Source organism: Streptomyces sp. RG80, from assembly GCF_040446465.1.
Classification (GTDB): Bacteria; Actinomycetota; Actinomycetes; order Streptomycetales; family Streptomycetaceae; genus Streptomyces.
In genome coordinates this window covers 326,562-347,950 of record NZ_JBEAAJ010000005.1, presented here as the reverse complement: position 1 = coordinate 347,950, position 21,389 = coordinate 326,562, and the positions used below count along the sequence as shown (strand labels likewise).

Below are 21,389 nucleotides of genomic sequence, written 5' to 3'. Positions count from 1 at the left end.
CATCCTGTCACCGGACCGACCCGGCCTCCGAGGCATTACGCTCGCAGCGTCTTGGCCCAGTCCGCCGGAACCCGCCCCTGCGGCCCGGGCGCCGGCTGATCCGCGGGATGACTGTCGGGCGCCGCGAGGGCGGGCCCGGACTCGAACATCTCCTGCGTCCCGAAGTTCCAGTACCACTCCTCGCCCGGCTCGAAGCTCTGCACCAGCGGATGCCCGGTCTCCCGGAAGTGCCCCGTGGCGTGCTTCGCGGGCGAGGAGTCGCAGCACCCCACATGCCCGCACTGGGCGCACCGCCGCAGGTGGAACCACCAGCCACCGGCGGCGTCGCACTCGACGCACCCGTTCCCGCTCGGCGGCACGTCGGTGTCGATCCCGCTGATGTCGGTCATTCCAGCTCCTCGGTCGTGTCACTCTCGGCGGCGGTGAGCGGAAGCAGCACCTGGAACCGCGTGTCACCGGGCTCCGACTCGACCTGGAGGGAACCGTGATGCTTGTTCACCACGATCCGCCAGGAGATGTCGAGGCCGAGCCCTGTGCCCTCACCCACCGGTTTCGTGGTGAAGAAGGGGTCGAAGATACGGTTGCGGATCTCCTTGGGCACCCCGGGCCCGGTGTCCCGGAACTCCACCAGCAGCCGCTCGTGATCGAGTGCCGTGCGCACGGTCAACGTGCCTTCGCCACCCGCCCCGTTGATCGCGGAGACCGCGTTGTCGATCAGGTTGGTCCATACCTGGTTGAGCTCCGCCGGATACGCCGGGATCTTCGGCAGCGTACGGTCGTAGTCCTTGACGACCGCGATCCGCTGCCCGATCTTCCCGGACAGCATCAGCAGGGTGCTGTCGAGGAGTTCGTGCACATCGGCGTTCTGGAAGGGCGCCCGGTCGAGCTGCGAGTACTGCTTGGCGGCGTCGACGAGGTGGGAGATGCGGTTGGTGGAGTCGTTGATCTCGTCCATCAACAGCTCGGTCTCGACGGTGTAGTTGAGCCAGCCGATCGCGTTCGGCAGGATCGACTCGTCGACGGCCGCCGCGATCTGGTCGAGCCAGTCGGCGTCGAGGCCGGCCTGTACGAACGTGGGCGCGATCCGCCAGCTCTGCTGGATGTCGTGGTCGTCGAGCCAGTCGGTGAGGGCGTCCTCGCGGTCGGAGGCCTCCAGGGGGCTGAGCGTCGGCGCCTTGGCGACGCGTTCGGCCGTGCGCTCCTGGATGTCGATGAGGTTCGCCATGACCTCGGGGGCGTAGTTGCCCTGGGCGATGACGGCGAGCTTGTGCCGCATCTTGCCGACCCGCTCGCGCAGCGTCGCCGTCGCCCGCACCGCCGCCGCGGCCGGGTTGTTCAGCTCGTGCGTGAGTCCCGCGGACAACGAGCCGAGTGCCAGCAGCCGTTCGCGTTGCCCGATGGCCCGCTGGGCGCTCTTCGAACCGAAGAAGAGCCCCTCCAGCAGATGCACGGCCAACGGGTACCACTCCTGCATGAAGCCCGAGAACTTCTCACTCGGCAGCACGAAGAACCGGGTGGGCTCGGTGACCCGCATGGAGTTGTTGTAGACCTGCGGCACCCGGTCGCCCAGATACGCCTGCATCGACCCCGCGTAGACGCCCTGTTGGGAGGTGCGCGAGACCTCGACGTCATCGCCGGCGACCCGGCGCGAGAGCACCACCGTGCCCTCGATCATCACGTAGAAGCAGGTGGCGGGCTCGCCCTCGGTGTAGACCGGGCCGGGTTCGAACCTCTCCACCCGCCCCGCGGCGCACAACTGCCCCAACTGCTCCGGGGGCAGCTTCTCGAACAGGAACAGCGACCCGATCTCCTCGGGGCTGCACGGCACCAACTGCCCGCTCATGACTGCTCCAGATACCGGTGGACGAGCATCACGGCCATGGCTCCCTCTCCGACGGCGGACGCGACGCGTTTGGCGGACTCCGCGCGCGCGTCGCCCGCCACGAACACGCCGGGGATGTTGGTCTCCAGGTGGTACGGGGGCCGGTCCAGCTCCCAGTCCGCCGGCGGCCGTCCGTCGGCGCTGAGGTCGGGCCCCGCCAGGATGAACCCGTGGTCGTCCCGCAGCACCGTGCCGTCCAGCCAGTCGGTGAGCGGGGCCGCGCCGATGAACACGAACATCCACTGCGCGTCGACGAGTTCGGTCTGCCCGGTGTCGACGTCGCGCAGCGTGAGCTGCTCCAGGTGGTCGGAGCCGTGGGCGGCCTCGACGACGGTCCGCGCGCGCACCGAGATGTTGGGCGCCTCGTTGATCTGCTGGATCAGATAGTGCGACATCGACGCGGACAGGTCGGGCCCGCGCACCAGCAGCGTCACCGACTTGGCACCCTTGGACAGGTACATCGCCGCCTGCCCGGCCGAGTTGGCGCCGCCGACGATGTAGATGTCGTGCCCATGGCAGGAGGCCGCCTCGGTGAGCGCCGAGCCGTAGTACACCCCGCACCCGGTCAGATCGATGCAGCCCGGCGCCTCCAACTGCCGGTACGACACGCCGGTCGCCAGGATCACGCTGTGCGCGGCGATCGCCGAGCCGTCGGAGAACCGTACGACCCGGGCGGCTCCGTTGATCTCCAGTGCCGTCACATCGCGCGCGGTGAGGATCTCGGCGCCGAACTTCGCGGCCTGCCGCCGGGCCCGGTCGGTGAGCTGGCCCCCCGAGACGCCGTCCGGGAAGCCCAGGTAGTTCTCGATCCGGGAGCTCTGCCCGGCCTGTCCGCCGGTCGCCGACCGCTCCACGAGCACGGTCCGCAGCCCCTCCGAGGCCCCGTAGACCGCCGCGCCCAGCCCTGCCGGGCCACCGCCGATGACCACCAGGTCGTAGAACTCGGCCGTCGGCGTGGTCGCCAGGCCCACCTGCGCGGCCAGCTCCGGCGCCTCGGGCGCGACCAGCGGCGCACCCTCCGGCGTGATCACCAACGGCAGCCGCTGCCCGTCCTGCCCGGCCGCCGCGAGGAGCCGCTGCCCCTCGGGCTCGTCCGCCGAGTACCAGCGGTAGGGCACCTGGTTGCGGGCCAGGAACTCCCGCACCTCCGAGGAGCGCGCCGACCAGCGGTGTCCGACCACCTTGGTGCTGGGCACCGGCCGGAAGTCGCTGCACCGCCAGGCCTGAAGGAGGTCGTCCAGGACGGGATAGAGCTTTTCCTCGGGCGGGTCCCACGGCTTGAGGAGGTAGTGGTCGAGGTCGACGACGTTGATCGCGTCGATCGCCGCGTTGGTGTCCGCGTACGCCGTCAGCAGGACCCGGCGGGCGCCCGGATAGACGTCGAGGGCCTGCTCCAGGAACTCGATGCCGTTCATCTGCGGCATCCGGTAGTCGGCCAGGATCACGGCCACCAGGTCGCCGCGGAGCTTCAGCTCGCGCAGTGCCTCCAGCGCGGACTCGCCGGACTCGGCGCGCACGATCCGGTACGACTCGCCGTAGCGCCGTCGCAGGTCCCGGGCGACGGCACGGGAGACTCCCGGGTCGTCGTCCACGGTCAGGATGACGGTCCGCGCTGTTTCGGCGGCCTGTGCCATGCGTCTCCCACCCCGAGAGTTCGGCTGTGCGGTGCGGTGATCCCGGCATCGCGTCGGCTTCGGCCCATCGTATGTTCGACGGTCCCGGTTCGCTCAGCTATGGGGTCGGCGTTCGCCCAGGACGCAGAACTCGTTGCCCTCGGGATCCACCAGCGTCACCCACGGGAACTCGCCGTAGGCGCCGTCCCAGTGCCGGGCGCCCAGGGCGAGGAGGCGGGCCACCTCGGCCGCCTGGTCGTCGGGGCGGAAGTCGAGATGGAGCCGGTTCTTGATCGTCTTGGTCTCGGGGACGGGCGCGAAGATCATGCCCGGCAGACGGTCCTTCTCGGGCTGGATCTCGAACTCCTCGGGGGAGTCGTTGACCACGACCCAGCCGAGCGCCTCGGCCCACCAGCGCCCCAGGGCCACCGGGTCGGCCGCGTCGACGTTGACTTGCTCCCATTCCAGGCTCATGTCGGCAGCGTAGTGAAGACTGGGGAGACTTGTTCCGATGGACGTGACCACGACACAGGGAGACAGCTCTATGACGCGCCCGATCACCACGGGGTTCGACGGGTCGGAGGAGAGCATCGCCGCACTGGTCTGGGCGGCCCGGGAGGCGGTCCGCAGGGGACTGGGATTGCGGCTGGTGCAGGCCTGGCGGTTCCAGACGTACGACGCCGTCGAGGTGGTCACCCCGGACGCCCAGGCCGGGTGGGTGCGGGAGACGGTGGCCGAGGCCGCCCGGACCGTGACGCGGCGGCACCCCGGTCTGGACGTGAGCACCGACGTCCGGGAGGGCGGCGCCGTCGACCTGCTGGTCGAGGCGGCGGCGGACGCCGAGATGCTGGTTTTGGGCTCGCGCGGGCACGGCCGGGTCGTCGGGTTCCTGCTCGGTTCCGTCGGACAGCAGGTGATCGTGGAGGCCGAGCGGCCCGTCGTGCTCGTCCGCGCCGGGGACGAGCCGTCCGCGGAGGCCGCCGGGCGGGAGATCGTCGTCGGTCAGCAGGGCGAGCCGGAGGACAGCGAGGCGGCCCTGCGGTTCGCGTTCGAGACCGCCGCGCTGCGCGGGGCGACGATCCGTGCCGTACGGGCCTGGACGCTGCCCCCGGTGTTCGCCTACAGCCCCGGTTCGCTGAAGCTCCTCGACGAGGCCGGCGGCCTTGAGCCACGCGAGAAGCAGGCGCTCGGCGCGGCGCTGGAACCCTTGCGAGAACGCTTCCCCGACGTCCCGGTGGTCGAGCACGTCGAGATGGGCAGCGCCGGGCAGGTGCTGCTGTCCGTGGCGGCCCGAGCCCAGCTGATGGTCGTCGGGCGGCGCGCCCACCGCACCGCCGTGGGCGCCCGCATCGGCTCCGTCGCCCATGGCGTCCTGCATCACGCGGGCTGCCCGGTGGCGGTGGTCCCGCCCGCCTGAGTCACTCCGTGACGGTGGGCTGGAGCGTCTCGCGCGCCTTGGGGAGGACGTTCTTGAGGTAGTCCTCGACCGCCGTGTCCAGGCCGATGTCGTGCTGCGCCCGCTCCGACAGGTACCAGCGGTGTTCGAGCAGCTCGTGGTAGATCTCGGCCGGGTCCATCGACCCGCGCACTTCGAGGGGCACCGCACGCACGGTCGGCCGGAAGACGTCACGTACCCAGCGGTGGGCGAGGACCTCGGGGCGGGCGCCGAGGGGGTCGCCCGGGGCGTAGTCGTCCTGGGTGGCCATCCAGCTCTCCAGGTCGTTCAGCAGCCGCCGGGCCTGGTTCTCCTCGGTGTCCAGGCCGGTCAGGCGCAGCAGCTGGCGCTGGTGGTGGCCGGCGTCGACGACCTTGGGCACGAAGGTGACGGTGTCGCCGTTGGCCGCGTGCTCGATCTGCATCTCGGCCACGTCGAAGCCGAGTTCGTTGAGCCGGCGGATCCGGCGCTCGATGTAGTGGTACTTGCCCGCCGGGTACACCGAGGTGCGGGTCAGCTCGTCCCACAGGCCGCGGTAGCGGGCGCAGATCTCCATGCCGAACTCGATCGGGTCGACGGAGGGGTGCAGCGCCCCGGAGGCCTCCAGGTCGAGGAGCTCACCGCTGATGTTCACGCGGGCGAGGTCGAGGTCGTACTCGCGCTGACCGTTGCTGAGCTGCGGGTGCAGGTCGCCGGTCTCGGCGTCGACGAGGTAGGCGGCGTAGGCGCCCGCGTCCCGGCGAAAGAGCGTGTTGGACAGCGAGCAGTCGCCCCAGGCGAACCCGGCCAGGTGCAGCCGGACCAGCAGGACGGCCAGTGCGTCCATGAGGCGGTGCATGGTGGCGGGGCGCATGGTCGTCTCGAACATCGACCGGTACGGCATGGAGCCGGTCAGGTGGCGGGTGACCAGGACCGACTCCAGCGGTTCGCCGTTCTGGTCGGTGCGGCCGGTGACCACGGCCAGCGGGTCGACGGAGGGGATGGCCAGCCGGTCGAGGTCCCGGAGCATGTCGTACTCGTTCAGCGCGGGCCGCTCGGCGAGCTCCTTGACGGCGATCACCTCGTCGCCGGCGCGGGCGTACCGCACGACGTGCCGCGATATACCGCGCGGCAGCGGAACCAGGACCTCCTCCGGCCACTCCTCCAGGGGGACGTCCCACGGCAGCTCCAGCAGGAGCGCGGGGTGCTCCGGGTTCGTCGCGCTGATCTGCAGTGCCATGGGCCGTTCGTCCTCGCCTCGCGGGTGATCGTCACCTCACCTTAGAGGGCGCGCTCCCTGGCCTGAAGTGCCGCTTCACGGAGTGGACCGCGGTGCGCCGGACCGTGGCCCGGGAGCATCAGGTCGCCCTCCAGAGCGGCGAGGACGTCCAGCGAGGCCACGGCACGGGCGCGCTCGTGGTGGAACATGTCGGGCAGCAGCTGGGGCCCCTGGATCCGCGAGGTCGGGTGGGCGCTCACCAGGGCGTCGCCGGAGATCAGTACACCGGCGTCCGGGAGGTGGAAGGCGGCGTGGCCGTCGGTGTGGCCCGGCGTGTGCACGGGGACCGGCCGGCCGGGCAGGTCGAGCGGGCCCGTCGAGGGGAAGGGCTCGGGTGCGGTGACCGGGACGTGCAGCTTGCCGCCGGAGCGGATCGCGTGCAGCGCCCACGGCACGACGCCCGGCCGCCAGCCGTTCCTCACGACGTCCGCGACGGTCACCTGGTGCAGGAACTCCCGGCGGGCGTGCGCCAGTTCGGCCTCGTGGAGATGGACGGGCGTGCCGTACGTGCTGCGCAGGTACTCGGCGGAACCCAGGTGGTCGTTGTGGGCGTGCGTGATCAGCACCGCCGTGACCGCCTCGGGCGAACTGCCCACCTGGGCAAGGGAGGCGAGCACCTGCTCGCGGTCGCCGGGGTAGCCGGTGTCGACCAGGGTGACGGCGTCCCCCTCGGTGAGGATCACCCAGTTGGTGTTGCTGCCGTGCACCAGGTAGATGCCGTCGGCGACTTGCTGCACATCCGTCTGCATGATCGTCCCGTGTGATGAGGTGCCTGCTCGACAGGCACAGCAAAGCAGACCGACAGGACGGCGGAGGCGGCGGGTCCGGTCGGTGGAAGGGCTGCCTCCGGCGCCGTCCGCCGGAGGCAGCCCCCCGTGCGTGACCGAAGCGGCCGCCTCTCCGCCTCAGTGCACGCCGTGCGGGCGGAACTGCACGCTGATGCGCGGTCCCGTCGCGCGCGTGGTCTTCGGTACCGAGTGCTCCCAGGTCCGCTGGCAGGAGCCGCCCATCACGATCAGGTCGCCGTGGCCCTGCGGGCGGCGGACGCTGTCGCCGCCGCGCACCGGTCGCAGCAGCAGATCGCGGGGTGCGCCGACGGAGAGGATGGCCACCATCGTGTCCTCGCGGGCGCCGCGGCCGATGCGGTCACCGTGCCAGGCGACGCTGTCGCGGCCGTCGCGGTAGTAGCACAGGCCGGCCGTGGCGAACGGCTCGCCCAGTTCGTCGGCGTAGTGCGCGCTGAGCGCCGCGCGCGCCTCGGTCAGGACCGGGTGCGGCAGGGCGTCGTCCGCGCCGTAGTGGGCGAGCAGGCGCGGTACGTCGACGACGTGGTCGTACATCGTGCGGCGCTCGGCCCGCCAGGGGACCTCGGACGCGAGTTGTTCGAACAGTGCGTCCGAGCCGCCGAGCCAGCCGGGCAGTACGTCGATCCAGGCACCGTGGCCCAGCCCGGTCCGGCGGATGCCGTCGAGGGGGCCGAGCCGCAGGTCGTCGGTCTGGTCGAAGAGCGAGGCCTGGAGGTGCGTGGTCATGGGACCAGCGTACTCCTTATTCGAAAACCTGTTCCTATATCGAAAACCGGCTCTTTCGATACATCGCTGTATCGGATACATTCCCGTATCGAACGGAGGGCCGGACATGGCAGCGGAGAGCACGACCAAGCGTGTGACCAGACGCCGCGTCCGCACGCGCGCCAACCTCCTGGACGCCGCCTTCGCCGTCTTCGCCGCCAAGGGCTTCGGACGGGTCTCCATCGAGGAGGTCTGCGAGGCCGCCGGCTACAGCAGGGGCGCCTTCTACTCGAACTTCGACAGCCTCGACGAGCTCTTCTTCGCCCTCTACCGGCAGCGCGCCGACCTGATCGCCGACCAGGTCTCCGGAGCGCTGGCCCTCGACGGACCCGACCTCGACGTGCCGGCCGCCGTCGACCGTGTCACCGAGGTGCTGCTCCTGGACCGGGACTGGCTGCTGGTGAAGACGGACTTCCTCGTGTACGCCGCCCGGGAACCGGCCGTCGCCGAGACCCTGCTGGAGCACCGGGCGCGACTGCGCGGGGCGATCTCCGAACGGCTGGCCCGCGCGCGGGGGCACACCGAACTGCCCGCCGTGCTCCGCGACCTCGACGGTGCCGCCCATGCCGTGGTCGCCGCGTACGACGGTGTCACCACCCAACTGCTGCTCGACCGGGACCTGGAGCGGGCCCGGGGCTGGCTGAAGCAACTGCTCACCGCGCTGCTGACCGACGGCAGTGGGACACACGTATGAGGAAGGGACGGTCGCCATGGATGCCGACGTCATCGTCGTCGGAGCGGGGCTCGCGGGCCTGGTCGCCGCGCACGAACTGACCAGCCGGGGCAGGCGGGTCGCGCTGGTCGACCAGGAGAACGCCGCCAACCTCGGCGGCCAGGCGTTCTGGTCCTTCGGCGGGCTCTTCCTCGTCGACTCGCCGGAACAGCGGCGCCTCGGCATCAAGGACTCCTTCGACCTGGCCTGGAACGACTGGCAGGGCAGCGCCGGATTCGACCGCGAGGACGACGAGGACTCCTGGGCGGTGCGCTGGGCGCGCGCCTATGTCGAGTTCGCGGCGGGGGAGAAGCGGTCCTGGCTGGAGGGGCACGGCATCAAGTTCCTGCCCACCGTCGGCTGGGCCGAGCGCGGCGATCTGCGGGCCCACGGGCACGGCAACTCCGTGCCCCGCTTCCACATCTCCTGGGGCACCGGCACGGGCGTCGTCGAGCCCTTCGTGAACTACGCCAAGCAGGCTGCCCGCGACGGGCTGCTCACCTTCTACTACCGCCACCAGGTCGACGAGCTCGTCATCGAGGACGGCCAGGCGAAGGGCGTGCGCGGCACCGTCCTCGCCGAGGACAACTCGGCCCGGGGCGTGAAGTCCAACCGCGACCGCGTCGGCGACTTCGAACTGACCGCCCAGGCCGTCGTCGTCACCACCGGCGGCATCGGCGCCAACCACGAGATCGTCCGCCGCTTCTGGCCCGAACGCCTCGGCACCCCGCCGGCCGAGATGGTCACCGGCGTCCCCGCCTACGTCGACGGACGCATGCTCGACATCAGCGCGGCGGCGGGCGTGCGCCTGGTCAACCGCGACCGCATGTGGCACTACACCGAGGGCATCCGGAACTGGGACCCGATCTGGCCCGGCCACGGCATCCGCATCCTGCCCGGCCCGTCCTCCATGTGGTTCGACGCCCTGGGCCGCCGGCTGCCCGACCCGTGCCTGCCCGGCTACGACACCCTCGGCACCCTCAAGCACCTGCGCACCACCGAGGACATCGCCGGCCACGACCACTCCTGGTTCATCCTCACCCAGAAGATCATCGAGAAGGAGTTCGCGCTGTCGGGCTCCGAGCAGAACCCCGACATCACCGCCAAGGACCGCATCGGGTTCCTCAAGACGCGCGTACTCGGCAAGGGCGCCCCGGGCCCGGTCGACGCGTTCCTGCACAAGGGGGCGGACTTCGTGACCGCGCCGGGCCTTGAGGAACTCGTCGAGAAGATGAACGCGCTGACCGACAAGCCGCTCCTCGACGCGGCCGAGGTACGCCGCCAGATCGAGGCCCGCGACCTCCAGCTCGCCAACCCCTACAGCAAGGACGCCCAGATCCAGGGCATCCGCAACGCCCGCCGCTACATCGGCGACAAGCTCGGCCGGGTCGCCACCCCGCACCCCATCCTCGACCCGGCGGCCGGACCGCTGATCGGCGTCAAGCTGCACGTCCTGACCCGCAAGACCCTCGGCGGCATCCAGACCGACCTGGACTCCCGCGCCCTGGGTGCCGACGGCGAGCCCATCGGCGGCCTGTACGCGGCCGGTGAGGTCGCCGGCTTCGGCGGCGGCGGTGTGCACGGCTACAACGCCCTGGAGGGTACCTTCCTCGGCGGCTGCCTGTTCTCGGGGCGGGCGGCGGGCCGGGCGGCGGCACGGCAGATCTAGGGCCTGTCCGGCGGATCAGGCTGCGGGGTAGCTGCGGCGCCTTCTTCGGCGCCGGTGAGCGGGGCTTGGTGCGTGCAGCTGCAAGGCGGAGGAGGGCGGCGACGCGATGGGGGTCCCCCCGCGCGAGCGAAGCCGAGCGTGGGGGAGTCGGCAACCGACGACAACGCGGCTGGGGGTGCCCCCTCTGGGGGAGTGCGTGCCAAGCCCCGCGTCCGCGGCATGATCCGCCGGACAGGCCCTAGGTCAGCAGACGGGCCAGGACGGCCGCGTGGCTCTCCTCGGGAACCTTCACGGCCGTCAGCAGCGTCACGTCGCCCTCGGCGGCCGACTCCCGGACACGCTCGAGGAGTTCGGCCGCCTCGGGTGCGGCCAGCTCCGCCTCGTAACGGCGCGCGAACTCCTCGTACGAGCCCTCACCCGCGTGATACCACTTGCGCAGCTCGTTCGAGGGGGTCAGGGCCCTGGGCCACGCGTCGATCCGGGCCGCCTCCCTCGACAACCCGCGCGGCCACAGCCGGTCGACGAGCACACGGACACCGTCCTCCGGCTCGGGCGGCTCGTAGACGCGGCGCAGGCGAACGCTCACGGTGGTTCCTCTCCGGTGGGGGCGGGGTGCCGGGAGCGTACTGCGCGGCGCGGGGCTTCTTGACCTGATGGAGGGCGAGTTCCGCGGATGTCACCCCTAATGTGAAGCCGTCTCCGGCCCCCACCGTAGGAGCGCATGTGTCACAGTCCGTCAGACGCACCTTCGTCCTCGCCACCGTCCCCGTCGCCCTCGTGGCGCTGCTGGGCGCCGCCGCGCCCCCGTCGGCGGGCTCGCCGGGGGCAGGCGACCCGTACTTCCCGCTCGCCGGGAACGGCGGCTACCACGTCGGGCACTACGACCTGACCCTCCGCTACGACCCGGACAGCCGCCGTCTCGAGGGCAAGGCCGTCCTCTACGCCCGCGCCACCCAACGGCTCAGCCGCTTCGATCTCGACCTGAGCGGGCTCAAGGTCACCGGCCTGACCGTCGACCGGAAGAAGGCCGGCTTCAGCCGCGACGGACAGGAACTCGTCGTCACCCCGCGCACGACCCTGCACGAGGGGCAGTGGTTCCGCGTCGCCGTCACCTACAGCGGGAATCCCGCCCCGGTCACCGACCCGGACGGCTCGCTCGACGGCTGGATCCCCACCGACGACGGCGCCTTCGTCGCCGGCGAACCGCAGGGCGCGATGACCTGGTTCCCGGCGAACAACCACCCCAAGGACAAGGCGTCCTACGACTTCACGATCACCGTGCCTGAGGGACGCACCGCGGTCGCCAACGGCGTCCTCCGCGGGCAGAGCACCCACCACGGGCAGACCACGTTCCGCTGGCGCCAGTCCGAACCCATGGCCGCCTACCTGGCCACGGCGACGGTCGGGAAGTTCAAGGTGGAGCGGTACACCACCCGTGACGGCATCCAGGTCTACAACGCCGTCGACCCGCGCGAGGCCGGCGCCGCCGCGCCCGTCCTGAAGAAGCTGCCGTCGGTCCTGGAGTGGGAGAGCAAGCTCTTCGGGCCCTACCCGTTCCGCGCCGCCGGTTCCATCGTCGACCGGGCCCCGAACGTCGGGTATGCCCTGGAGACACAGACCCGACCGGTGTACGACGCGGCCCCCGACCTGAGCACCCTCGTCCACGAGAGCGCCCACCAGTGGTTCGGCGACTCCGTCACCCTGACCTCCTGGAAGGACATCTGGCTCAACGAGGGCTTCGCCACCTACACCGAGTGGCTCTACGCCGAACAGCACGGCGGCGACAGCGCGCAGAAGACCTTCGACGACCTGTACGCCCTCCCCGCGAGCGACGGCCTGTGGGAGTTCCCGCCCGGCGATCCGGGCAGCGGCGCGAACATCTTCGGCACGCCCGTCTACGCCCGGGGCGCGATGGCCCTGCACCAGCTGCGCAAGGCCGTCGGGGACCGGACGTTCTTCCGGATCCTGCGGGCCTGGGCCACCGAGCACCGTGCCGGACACGGGACGACCGCGCAGTTCGTGCGGCTCGCGGAGCGGGAGTCCGGGAAGGACCTGGACGGCCTGTTCCAGAAGTGGGTGTACGGACAGGGCAAGCCGACCACCCCCTAGAACCTGACGAGTTCCAAACAACTGTCGGCGAAGGTCGACGCATGATCACACGCAGACCCCAAGGCGCGCTGCTCGCCGCCTCCCTCGTACTCACCGGGTGCGGGGGAGGAGCGGCGGCGGTCTCCGAGCGGCCACCGTCCTCCGAGCGCCCGCCGGCCGCCACGACGGTCCAGCCCGCGCCCACGGTCTCGCTGGACCTCGCCCCGCAGCAACTGCCCGGCCTGGGGCCCAAGACCTGGGCACAGGTGCCGGACGACGCCCGTCAGGCCGTCGTGGTGACCGGCCGCGGCAAGGACTCCTCCCGGTCGAGCGTCGTCCTGTACGAGCGCACCGACGCGGGCTGGGAGGCCGGGGAGACCTGGCCCGCGCACAACGCGCTGCGCGGCTGGACCGGCGACCACCACGCCGGCGATCTGCGCTCACCCGTCGGCGTGTTCGGCCTCACCGACGCCGGCGGACGGCTCGGCGACCCCGGTACCCGCCTGCCGTACGACCACGGCAGCGGCTTCACCGCGACCGGCACCGGCTTCGAGGGCGAACCCCTGGCGGGCTCCTTCGACTACGTCATCGCCATCAACTACAACCGCAGGCCCGGCACTTCACCCCTCGACTGGACGCGGCCGCTCGGCGCGGGCCGCGGCGGCGGGATATGGCTGCACGTCGACCACGGCGGGCCCACCCACGGCTGTGTCAGCCTCGCCGAGGAGCACATGAAGGAGCTCCTGCGGGCGCTGGACCCGGCCCGCCGCCCGGTCGTCGTCATGGGCGACGCCGACTCGCTGGCCCGCTGAGCGGCTTAGGATCCGCCAGGTGTGCGCACATGTGCTGGTCGCCGAGGACGACGAGATGCAGGCCGAACTCATACGCCGCTCCCTGCTGGCGGAGGGCCACACCGCCACCGTGGTCCACGACGGCGGCGCCGCCCTCGACGCGGTACGGCGGCTGAGACCCGACCTGGTCGTGCTGGACCTGATGCTGCCCGTGGTCGACGGGCTGGGCGTGTGCCGGGCGCTGCGGCGCGCGGGCGACACCCCGGTGCTCATGCTGACCGCCCGCTCCACCGAGGACGACGTGCTGCTCGGTCTGGACATGGGCGCCGACGACTACATGACCAAGCCCTACAGCCCCCGCGAGCTGATGGCCCGCATCCGTACGGTCCTGCGCCGCAGTGGGCACACCGCGGCCGTCGTGCGTGCCGCCGGGCTCCAGGTCGACCCGGTACGGCACGAGGTGCGGTGCGACGGTGAGCAAGTGGAGTGCACACCCGCCGAGTTCGCGATCCTCCTCGCCATGGCCGCCGAACCCGAGCGGGTGTTCACCCGGCGGCAGTTGCTGGAGTGCACCCGCGGCATCGACCGGGCGTCCACCGAGCGGGCCGTCGACGTCCACATCATGAACCTGCGGCGCAAGACCGAGGCCGACCCGCGTAAACCGGTGCGGCTGCTGACCGTGTTCGGTGTCGGCTACAAGCTGAGCGGCGGCCGCGGATGAGCGGCCGCATACCCCTGCGCAAGCGGCTGACGGTCCGGCTGCTCATCGCCTCGGTGCTGATCGCGGTGTGCTCGGTGGCGGCGACGGCCTGGCTGGCGGTGGAGACCACCACTCGCGCGCTGCGGGAGGAACAGGGGCAGGTGCTCGCCGAGGACATGGACGTCCTGGCGCGGCTCAGCGGATACGCCGCGACGCACCCCGACTGGAAGGGCGTCGCCGGGACCGTACGGGAACTGTCCGAGAAGACCGGCCGGCGGATCGCGCTCACCACGACCGACCGAGTGCCCATCGTCGACTCCGCGCCGGCGGGCACCTCCCTGCCGCCGCGGGCCGCGGCCGCCGTCGACCCCCTGCGCACCGACACCTACACCGACCGCGGGGCGCAGCGCAGCGGCATGGACCCGCGGGTGGTGGGGCCGTACCGGCTGACGGCCGAGGAACGCGCCCGGCTGGGCAAGCTGGCGCTCGTCCGCCAGAACTGCTTCGCCCGCAACGGCGTCGACGCCGACATCGTCGAGACACCCAGCGGCCGCCCGGTCCTCAGCGAGGAGGACGCGCCCTACCCGTGCGCGGACGGCAGGCTCAACACCCCGACCGCGACCGAGAAGTCGGCCCACGCCGAGCTCGTCGAGCTGGCCCGGGGCTGCTTCGCCCGGCACGACCTGCACTACGACGTGCCCTTCCTCGCCACCGACCGGTACAAGACGGCCAAGTTCGGCAGCGACGCGGAGGCCGAGGGGGCGCGCCAGGCCCAGGCCTGCGTCGACGCCGCCCGCCGCACCCAGCTCGACCCCTACGTGGCCCCGACCGCCGAGCTGTTCCTGGGCGGCGGGGACCAACAGACCGCCGTGCGCTTCGACATGTCCCCCGCCAACAAGGCCAAGGTCATCGGTGTCGCCGGGCTCGTGCTCGCCGTCACCGTCGCCGTGACCGCCGTCGTCGCCACCCGGCTGGTCCGGCCGCTGCGGGCGCTGACCGCGGCCGCCCAGCAGCCGCCGGAGCTGCATGTGCGTGTGCCGGTGACGACGCGGGACGAGACCGGGATCCTCGCCGCGGCCTTCAACGACCTCACCGAACGCCGGGAACGCCTGGAGGCGCAGCGCAAGGCCATGGTCAGCGACATCGCCCACGAACTGCGCAGCCCGCTCACCAATATCCGAGGCTGGCTGGAGGTCACCAAGGACGGTGTCGTCGAAGCGGACCCCGCGCTGCTCGGCTCCCTGCACGAGGAGGCCCTCGTGCTCCAGCGGGTCATCGACGACCTCCAGGACCTCGCCGCCGCGGACGCGGGCACGCTGCGGGTGCACCGCGAGCCGGTCCACGTCGACGAGCTGATCGGTCAGGTCGCCGCGGCGTACCGGGTGGCGGCCGACACGGCGGGCGTGGCCCTGCGCACCGAGACCGACGGTGAGCCGTGGCTGGACGCCGACCTGGTGCGGATGCGGCAGGCGCTGGGCAACCTTGTCTCCAACGCGCTGCGGCACACGCCCGCCGACGGCACGGTCACCCTGTCCGCGCGGTCCGACGGCGACGAGGTCGTCCTCGAGGTCGCCGACACCGGCAGCGGGATCGCGGCCGAGGATCTGCCGCATGTGTTCGACCGGTTCTGGCGGGCCGAGAAGTCCCGCAGCCGCCGTACCGGCGGCAGCGGGCTCGGTCTGCCGATCGTCCGCCACCTCGTCGCCGCGCACGGTGGCACGGCCCGGGCGGCGAGCGAGGCGGGGGTGGGAAGTGTCTTCACCCTGCGGGTGCCGGGCCTATCCGGAGCTGCGCCCGGCCCGGGCCCGGCGCCGCTGCAGTGAACGTCGCTCGGCCTCGCTGGTACCGCCCCAGACGCCGATCGCCTGCCCGGTGTCCATGGCCCACTCCAGGCATCGCTCCCGGACCGGGCAGCGGTGGCAGATCGCCTTGGCCTGCTCCGTCTGCCCCAGTGCCGGGCCGGTGTTCCCGATCGGGAAGAAGAGGTCGGGGTCCTCGTGGCGGCATGCGGCATGGGTTCGCCAGTTGTCCATTGATGTCACCTGCGCTCGAAGTCGTCCGTGCCCTCGCGGATGGCTTACTCGCTTTCGGGTCACCTGTCGATGCGCGAGTGAAACAACGGAGTTCCGGAAAACTCGATTTCACTGCTCGCGCAGCCCCCACGGCGAGCCGTACGCGGTCAGCAGATCCAGGAAGGGACCGGCGGGGAAGGCCTCCGGGCCGAGGACGCCCGACCCCGACCAGGCGCCGGAGGCGAGGAGTTCGAGGGCGACGACCGGGTTGATCGCGGTCTGCCACACCACGGCCTGGGAGCCGTACTCCGCCATGGACCACTGGTTGTCGACCACGTGGTACAGGTACACCTCGCGCGGCGCCCCGTCCTTGACGCCCTTCACCCACGTGCCCGCGCAGGTCTTGCCGTGCATCCGCTCGCCGAGGGCGGCCGGGTCGGGCAGACAGGCGGCGACCACGTCCCGGGGCGAGACCCGCACCGGGCCGTCGGGGCCCGGCACGGTGACCGGCTCCGTGTGGTCCAGGCCCAGCAGATTGAGTGTCTTGAGCGTCTGGATGAACTCGTCGCCCAGGCCGTACTTGAAGGTGACGCGCTTCGCGTCGATCCAGCGCGGGACGAGGAGCACCTCCTCGTGCTCGACGTTCACGCACTCGACGGGACCGATGCCCTCGGGGAAGTCGAACACCTCGGGCTCGCTGAACGGCTCGGTGGTGAACCAGCCGCGCTCGGCCTCGTAGACCACCGGCGGGTTCAGACACTCCTCGATGGTGGTCCAGATGCTGAAGGAGGGGGCGAAGTCGTAGCCGTCGACGGTGAGGTTCGCGCCGTCGCGGATGCCGATCTCCTCGATCTCGTCGAAGAGTTCGTCGGCCGCGTACCGGGCGAAGACGTCCGACAGACCCGGCTCCACGCCCATGCCGACCAGCGCCAGCCTGCCCGCCTTCTCCCAGTCGACGGACTCCTCGAACTGGGCGTCGCCGAGCTTGACCCCGCACTCGTCGTGGGGGCGCTCGGGGTGCGGCCGCGACAGGGACATCGCCATGTCGACATAGGTGGCCTCGGCGGTCCGCGCCGCGCGGAACAGCGGCATCACGAAGCGCGGGTCGGTCGCGTTGAGGAGCACGTCGCACGCGTGCCGCTCCAGCAGCGCGGCCACGGCCGCCTCGTCGCTCGCGTCGACACGCGCGGCCCGGAAGCGGGTCTCCTCGGCACCGAGGGCCGCTACGGCGGCTTCGGCGCGGGTCAGGTCGTAGTCCGCGACCACCATCGCCTCGAAGAACGGCCGCCGGGCCGCGATCCGGGTGATGGCGGTGCCCACGCCACCGGCTCCCACGAGCACTACACGCATGACAAGCACTCCGTCGGTCGAAGGTCCAAGACATCGGTGGGGCCCCTGACGGAGATACAACGCCGCCCGCTCGGTTAAGGTCAATGGCGTTGGCATAAGGCGGGCGGGCGGAGGAGCGGTATGCCGAAAGCGGTCGTACCCGAGGAGAAGCGGCGCCGGCGCCGGCCCACCAAGAGCGGCACCGTGCTGTCCGAGGCGCTCATCGTCGAGACCGCGCTGCGGATGCTGCGCGAGCACGGCAGCACCGGGCTGACCGCCCGTCGCCTCGGCCTCGCCCTGGACGCCGACCCGAGCACGCTCTACCGCTACTTCCGCGGCATGGACGAGCTGACCCTCGCCATCGGCGACGCGCTCATCGGGCAGGCGCTGCGGGGCTGGGAGCCGACGGGGGAGTGGCGGGCGGACCTGCGCGCCGTCGGGCTGCGCATCCACGCCGCGTACCTCGCCCATCCGCAGGCCGCCCTGCTGACCACGAACCGGGTCACCGGGCGGCCCAACGAACTCGCCGCCGACGAGGCGGTCCTGGACGTGCTGCGCACCGCCGGGTTCCCGCTGCCGGACACGGTGCGCGTCTACCACGCCTTCATCGACCAGACCCTGGCCTTCGCCGCCCTCGACGCCGCCTCCCTGGCGCTGCCGAGCGCCGCGCTCCACGCCGACGAGGACATGTGGCGTTCGACGTACGCCCGCCTGCCCCGCGCCACCCACCCCCGGATCGCCGAGGCGGCTCCGCTGCTGGCGGCGCGCATGGTGGACAGCGCCTATCCGACCGCGCTGGAGATGCTGCTGGACAGCGCCGAGGCCCAGCTGACCGCCCTGCTCAGCAGAAGCTCCGGGCGATGAAGCTCTCCATCTCGTCGTTGCGCCACAGCTCGGCGATCCGCTGGTGCGGCTGGACGCAGCCGAGGAAGCCGGTGAGGTCGTCGTTGTCGTACATCACGATGTAGTCGTCGGAGGCGTTGTCGATGCTGCTGATCTCGTTGTCGCCGTCCCAGCTGTCGATGTCGTACGGGCCGCCCGCGACGACGTCCACATACCGGCTGCCCTCGAAGTTGCCGTCCTCCCACATGCAGACACGGCCGGCCCCGCAGTAGCCGTCCGCCTGCGCCTGCCCGGCGAAGCCGATCATCAGCGCCGGCACGGTCAAGAGCGCGGCGAGTCCCGCTTTGGTCCTGGTGAGCATGGTGGTCTCCTCCCGTTGGGGTCACCACCCTGGCTCCGGTGTCGCGCCCCGCGGCACCTCGGAGGTACGAGGTTGACGGCTAGCCGCCGAGTGCCTCCGCCGCCGCGGCGGCCACCGCCTCGGCCACGGACGCCAGCGCGGGCGAGTCCAGTTTCCACTGCTGCCAGTACAGGGGGGCGTCCATCGGGTGGTCGGGCGCGAGATGGACCAGGCGGCCCGTCTCCAGCAGGGGTCCGGCCTGGACGTCGGGGACCATGCCCCAGCCCAGGCCCAGGGCGACAGCGGCCACGAAGCCCTCCGAGGTGGGGACGTAGTGGCGGGCCGGGCTCGCGCCGCCCCGGCCGCGGCGCAGGCTCCGGGCGAAGCGGTCCTGGTAGGAGTCGCGCCGGTCGAAGGCCACCGTGGGCGCCTCGGCGAGGGCCTCCCGCAGGGGAGCGTCTCCCAGGTACCGGTCGACGAACTCCGGGCTCGCCACGGCGAAGTACCGCATCCGGCCCAGCAGCCGCACGGAGCAGCCCGACACGGCGTCGGGGGAGGACGTCACGGCCGCCATCACCAGGCCCTCCCGCAGCAGCGTCGCCGTGTGCTCCTCGTCCTCGCGGTGCAGTTCGAAGGTGAGCGGGACCTCGGCGGGCACGCGGGTGAGCGCCGGGAGGAACCAGGTCGCCAGCGAGTCGGCGTTGACCGCGACCGACACCCGCGTCGCCTCCCCGGCCGCGCTCATCCCGAGCTCCGCCCGCGCGTCCCGCTCCAGCCGCGCCAACTGCCGGGCGAACCGCACGATCACCTCGCCCGACTCGGTCGGCCGCACCGGCTTGGTGCGCACCAGCAGGACCCGGCCGGTGCGCTGCTCCAGGGCCTTGACGCGCTGGCTGACCGCCGACGGCGTCAGATGCAGGGCGGCGGCGGCCGCGTCGAAGGTGCCCTCGTCGACCACGGCCAGCAGGGTCCGTACCTGGTCGAGGGGAAGCTCTGACATCACGAGAGCTAATGATACGTAAGAATCTTTAGCTGTACTCCAGATCGCCACCCGCCTAGCGTCGGCGACATGACCGCATCGCTCGCCGCCGCTGCCGCCGGATTCGGCACCGGCCTCTCGCTCATCGTCGCCATCGGCGCCCAGAACGCCTTCGTGCTGCGCCAGGGGATCCGCCGCGACTCCGTCCTCGCCGTCGTCGGCATCTGCGCCCTCTCGGACGCGGCCCTCATCGCGCTCGGCGTCGGCGGACTGGGCGCCCTGGTGGTGGCGTGGCCGCAGGCGGTGACCGCGGTCGGCTGGATCGGCGGCATCTTCCTGCTCTGCTACGGCGCCCTCGCCGCCCGCCGGGTGTTCCGGCCGGCCGGCGCCCTGCTCACGGAGGGCGAGGCGGCGGGGTCCCGCAAGCGGGCCGTGCTGACCTGTCTGGCGCTGACCTGGCTCAACCCGCACGTCTACCTCGACACGGTGTTCCTGCTCGGCTCGGTCGCCTCCGACCGCGGTGAGCTGCGCTGGACCTTCGGGCTGGGCGCGGTCCTCGCCAGCCTGTGCTGGTTCGCGGCCCTGGGTTTCGGCGCCCGGCTGCTCGGTCGCTTCCTGGCCCGGCCCACGGCCTGGCGGGTCCTGGACGCACTGGTCGCGGCGACGATGATCGCCATGGGCGGCATGCTCATCGCCGGCGCCTGAGCCTCGCCCTGTCCGCAAGCTGAGATCGCGGGTCCCGCATGCTCGGACGGAACTGCCATAGTGAGCCCCGGTTCCGAAAGATGTAGCGACCAACCAGGACGGCCGTGGGCACGAGCGAGAGCAGCACCGAACAGCACACTCCGGACCCGGACCCGGGGCAACCGGCCCGGCGCGGCTGGCGCCGGTTCGCCATGGACACCCGCCCGCTGCGCCGGCCCGCCTACCGGCGGCTGTGGAGCTCGACCATCGTCACGGCCGTCGGCAGCCAGCTCACCGCGGTCGCAGTGCCCAAGCAGATCTACGACATCACCGGCTCCTCGGCCTGGGTCGGCTACGCGAGCCTCGCCGGGCTGCTGCCGCTCATGGTGTTCGCGCTGTGGGGCGGCGCCATCGCCGACACCATGGACCGCCGCAAGCTGCTGTTCATCACCAACACCGGCATCGCCGTCACCTCGCTGCTGTTCTGGATACAGGCCGCGACGGGCCTCGAGTCCGTGGCCGTGCTGATGGTCCTGCTCGCCGTGCAGCAGGCGTTCTGGGGCCTGAACGCCCCGGCCCGCAACGCCTCCATCGCCCGGCTGGTGCCCGCGGAGGAGCTGACCGCGGCCAACGCCCTCGGCTCGACCGTCATGCAGACCGGCCAGGTGGTCGGCCCGCTCCTGGCCGGCGCCCTGATCCCCGTCATCGGCCTGCCGGAGCTGTACCTCATCGACGCCCTGGCGCTGTGCGTCACGGTGTGGGCGGTCTACCGGCTGCCCGCCCTGCCCCCGCTCGCGACCCAGGCCAAGCGTCGCGCCGGGGTGCGTGAGATCGCAGCCGGGTTCCGTTACATCGCCCTGCACAAGGTGCTGCTGCTGTCGATGCTCGCCGACATCGTCGCCATGGTCCTCGGCATGCCCCGCGCCCTGTTCCCGCAGCTGGCCTCCCAGACCTACGCGCCGTACGGCGAAGGCCTGGCCCTCGGGCTGCTGTTCGCGGCGATCCCGATCGGCGCGGTGCTCGGCGGGCTGTTCTCCGGCACGTTCTCCCGGGCCCGCCGGCACGGCTGGATGGTCATCGGCGCGGTCGTCGTCTGGGGCGTCGCCATCACCGGCTTCGGGCTGAGCGACAGCCTCTGGCTCGCGGTGGCCTTCCTCGCCCTGGCGGGGGTGGCCGACATGGTCTCCATGGTCTTCCGCGGGGCGATCCTGCTGTCCGCGGCCACCGACGAGATGCGCGGCCGTATGCAGGGCGTCTTCACGGTGGTCGTCGCCGGCGGCCCGCGCCTGGCCGACGTCCTGCACGGCACCGCCGGCTCGGCCTTCGGCCCGCGTACGGCCGTCGCGGGCGGCGGCCTCCTCGTCGTCATCGTCATGCTGGGCCTGGCCGCCACCGTGCCCGCGCTGCGCCGCTACCGGATCTGACCCGCCGAGCGCTCCGCCCGGCGTGCGGTGGCCGGACGGGTCGTCGTTCGGCTGCGGCG

At 71.9% G+C, this 21,389-nt stretch carries 22 protein-coding genes; 10 read left to right on the top strand and 12 right to left on the bottom strand.

The annotated features are described in order from the left end of the window. Positions 1–35 precede the first annotated feature (35 nt). From ABKA17_RS19305 to ABKA17_RS19290, 4 genes are all read right to left on the bottom strand, one after another. Complete coding sequence (locus ABKA17_RS19305; RefSeq protein WP_353693332.1) at positions 36–389, bottom strand: UBP-type zinc finger domain-containing protein; 354 nt, start codon at positions 387–389, stop codon at positions 36–38. After that, positions 386–1,843, bottom strand: a complete 1,458-nt coding sequence (locus ABKA17_RS19300) for an ATP-binding protein (RefSeq protein WP_353693331.1) — start codon at positions 1,841–1,843, stop codon at positions 386–388. Before ABKA17_RS19300 ends, ABKA17_RS19305 begins: the two co-directional genes overlap by 4 nt. Beyond that, complete coding sequence (locus ABKA17_RS19295; protein ID WP_353693330.1) at positions 1,840–3,516, bottom strand: NAD(P)/FAD-dependent oxidoreductase; 1,677 nt, start codon at positions 3,514–3,516, stop codon at positions 1,840–1,842. The genes ABKA17_RS19300 and ABKA17_RS19295 overlap by 4 nt, the downstream gene beginning before the upstream one ends. Positions 3,517–3,609: 93 nt before the next feature. Then, a complete protein-coding gene (locus ABKA17_RS19290; RefSeq protein ID WP_353693329.1) occupies positions 3,610–3,969 on the bottom strand; it encodes a VOC family protein in 360 nt (119 codons plus the stop codon). 70 nt (positions 3,970–4,039) lie between these two features. Here ABKA17_RS19290 and ABKA17_RS19285 point away from each other — a divergent pair, with 70 nt between their 5' ends. Continuing rightward, positions 4,040–4,912, top strand: a complete 873-nt coding sequence (locus tag ABKA17_RS19285; RefSeq protein WP_353693328.1) for a universal stress protein — start codon at positions 4,040–4,042, stop codon at positions 4,910–4,912. Between the two features lies 1 nt (position 4,913). On the opposite strand, the gene ABKA17_RS19280 is transcribed toward ABKA17_RS19285, so the two are convergent. From ABKA17_RS19280 to ABKA17_RS19270, 3 genes are all read right to left on the bottom strand, one after another. Then, positions 4,914–6,149: a DUF4032 domain-containing protein gene (locus ABKA17_RS19280; RefSeq protein ID WP_353693327.1), complete on the bottom strand. Its 1,236-nt coding sequence runs from the start codon at positions 6,147–6,149 to the stop codon at positions 4,914–4,916. Positions 6,150–6,190: 41 nt separating this feature from the next. Next, the gene (locus ABKA17_RS19275; RefSeq protein ID WP_353693326.1) at positions 6,191–6,937 is read right to left on the bottom strand and encodes an MBL fold metallo-hydrolase; all 747 of its coding nucleotides are present in this window, start codon (positions 6,935–6,937) and stop codon (positions 6,191–6,193) included. Positions 6,938–7,093: 156 nt separating this feature from the next. Then, the gene (locus tag ABKA17_RS19270; protein WP_353693325.1) at positions 7,094–7,720 is read right to left on the bottom strand and encodes an alpha-ketoglutarate-dependent dioxygenase AlkB; all 627 of its coding nucleotides are present in this window, start codon (positions 7,718–7,720) and stop codon (positions 7,094–7,096) included. 106 nt (positions 7,721–7,826) lie between these two features. Here ABKA17_RS19270 and ABKA17_RS19265 point away from each other — a divergent pair, with 106 nt between their 5' ends. Further along, on the top strand, positions 7,827–8,453 hold the full coding sequence (locus ABKA17_RS19265) for a TetR/AcrR family transcriptional regulator (protein WP_353693324.1): 627 nt from the start codon (positions 7,827–7,829) through the stop codon (positions 8,451–8,453). Positions 8,454–8,469: 16 nt separating this feature from the next. Beyond that, positions 8,470–10,140, top strand: coding sequence for an FAD-binding dehydrogenase (locus ABKA17_RS19260; protein ID WP_353693323.1), 1,671 nt, complete (start codon positions 8,470–8,472; stop codon positions 10,138–10,140). 238 nt (positions 10,141–10,378) lie between these two features. Here the strand turns inward: ABKA17_RS19260 and ABKA17_RS19255 are convergent, their stop codons facing one another. Beyond that, positions 10,379–10,726, bottom strand: a complete 348-nt coding sequence (locus ABKA17_RS19255; protein WP_353693322.1) for a DUF488 domain-containing protein — start codon at positions 10,724–10,726, stop codon at positions 10,379–10,381. A gap of 137 nt (positions 10,727–10,863) precedes the next feature. Between ABKA17_RS19255 and ABKA17_RS19250 the strand changes: the two genes are divergently transcribed. Genes ABKA17_RS19250 through ABKA17_RS19235 form a run of 4 tightly spaced genes read left to right on the top strand, consistent with a single transcriptional unit; the run spans position 10,864 to position 15,542 of the window. Beyond that, positions 10,864–12,249, top strand: a complete 1,386-nt coding sequence (locus ABKA17_RS19250; RefSeq protein WP_353693321.1) for a M1 family metallopeptidase — start codon at positions 10,864–10,866, stop codon at positions 12,247–12,249. 41 nt (positions 12,250–12,290) lie between these two features. Continuing rightward, positions 12,291–13,040 carry a L,D-transpeptidase family protein gene (locus tag ABKA17_RS19245; protein WP_353693320.1) on the top strand — a complete coding sequence of 250 codons (750 nt, stop codon included), beginning with the start codon at positions 12,291–12,293 and terminating at the stop codon, positions 13,038–13,040. A gap of 19 nt (positions 13,041–13,059) precedes the next feature. Next, positions 13,060–13,740: a response regulator gene (locus ABKA17_RS19240; protein ID WP_353693319.1), complete on the top strand. Its 681-nt coding sequence runs from the start codon at positions 13,060–13,062 to the stop codon at positions 13,738–13,740. Further along, positions 13,737–15,542, top strand: coding sequence for a sensor histidine kinase (locus ABKA17_RS19235; protein ID WP_353693318.1), 1,806 nt, complete (start codon positions 13,737–13,739; stop codon positions 15,540–15,542). Before ABKA17_RS19240 ends, ABKA17_RS19235 begins: the two co-directional genes overlap by 4 nt. Here the strand turns inward: ABKA17_RS19235 and ABKA17_RS19230 are convergent. Beyond that, positions 15,498–15,752, bottom strand: a complete 255-nt coding sequence (locus ABKA17_RS19230) for a WhiB family transcriptional regulator (protein WP_353693317.1) — start codon at positions 15,750–15,752, stop codon at positions 15,498–15,500. The two genes, ABKA17_RS19235 and ABKA17_RS19230, sit on opposite strands and share 45 nt — an antisense overlap. A gap of 108 nt (positions 15,753–15,860) precedes the next feature. After that, entirely contained in the window at positions 15,861–17,081 is a 1,221-nt protein-coding gene (locus ABKA17_RS19225; protein ID WP_353693316.1) for a saccharopine dehydrogenase family protein, read from the bottom strand. A 120-nt stretch (positions 17,082–17,201) separates the two neighbouring features. Here ABKA17_RS19225 and ABKA17_RS19220 point away from each other — a divergent pair, with 120 nt between their 5' ends. After that, positions 17,202–17,924, top strand: coding sequence for a TetR/AcrR family transcriptional regulator (locus ABKA17_RS19220; RefSeq protein ID WP_353693315.1), 723 nt, complete (start codon positions 17,202–17,204; stop codon positions 17,922–17,924). Here ABKA17_RS19220 and ABKA17_RS19215 read toward each other — a convergent pair. Both ABKA17_RS19215 and ABKA17_RS19210 read right to left on the bottom strand, forming a co-directional pair. After that, positions 17,902–18,264: a peptidase inhibitor family I36 protein gene (locus ABKA17_RS19215; protein ID WP_353693314.1), complete on the bottom strand. Its 363-nt coding sequence runs from the start codon at positions 18,262–18,264 to the stop codon at positions 17,902–17,904. The genes ABKA17_RS19220 and ABKA17_RS19215 overlap by 23 nt on opposite strands. A 79-nt stretch (positions 18,265–18,343) precedes the next feature. After that, complete coding sequence (locus ABKA17_RS19210; protein WP_353693313.1) at positions 18,344–19,243, bottom strand: LysR family transcriptional regulator ArgP; 900 nt, start codon at positions 19,241–19,243, stop codon at positions 18,344–18,346. Positions 19,244–19,312: 69 nt separating this feature from the next. On the opposite strand from ABKA17_RS19210, the gene ABKA17_RS19205 reads away from it, so the two are divergent. Beyond that, complete coding sequence (locus ABKA17_RS19205; RefSeq protein ID WP_353693312.1) at positions 19,313–19,927, top strand: LysE/ArgO family amino acid transporter; 615 nt, start codon at positions 19,313–19,315, stop codon at positions 19,925–19,927. Between the two features lie 104 nt (positions 19,928–20,031). Then, entirely contained in the window at positions 20,032–21,330 is a 1,299-nt protein-coding gene (locus ABKA17_RS19200; protein ID WP_353693311.1) for an MFS transporter, read from the top strand. Positions 21,331–21,389 lie beyond the last annotated feature (59 nt).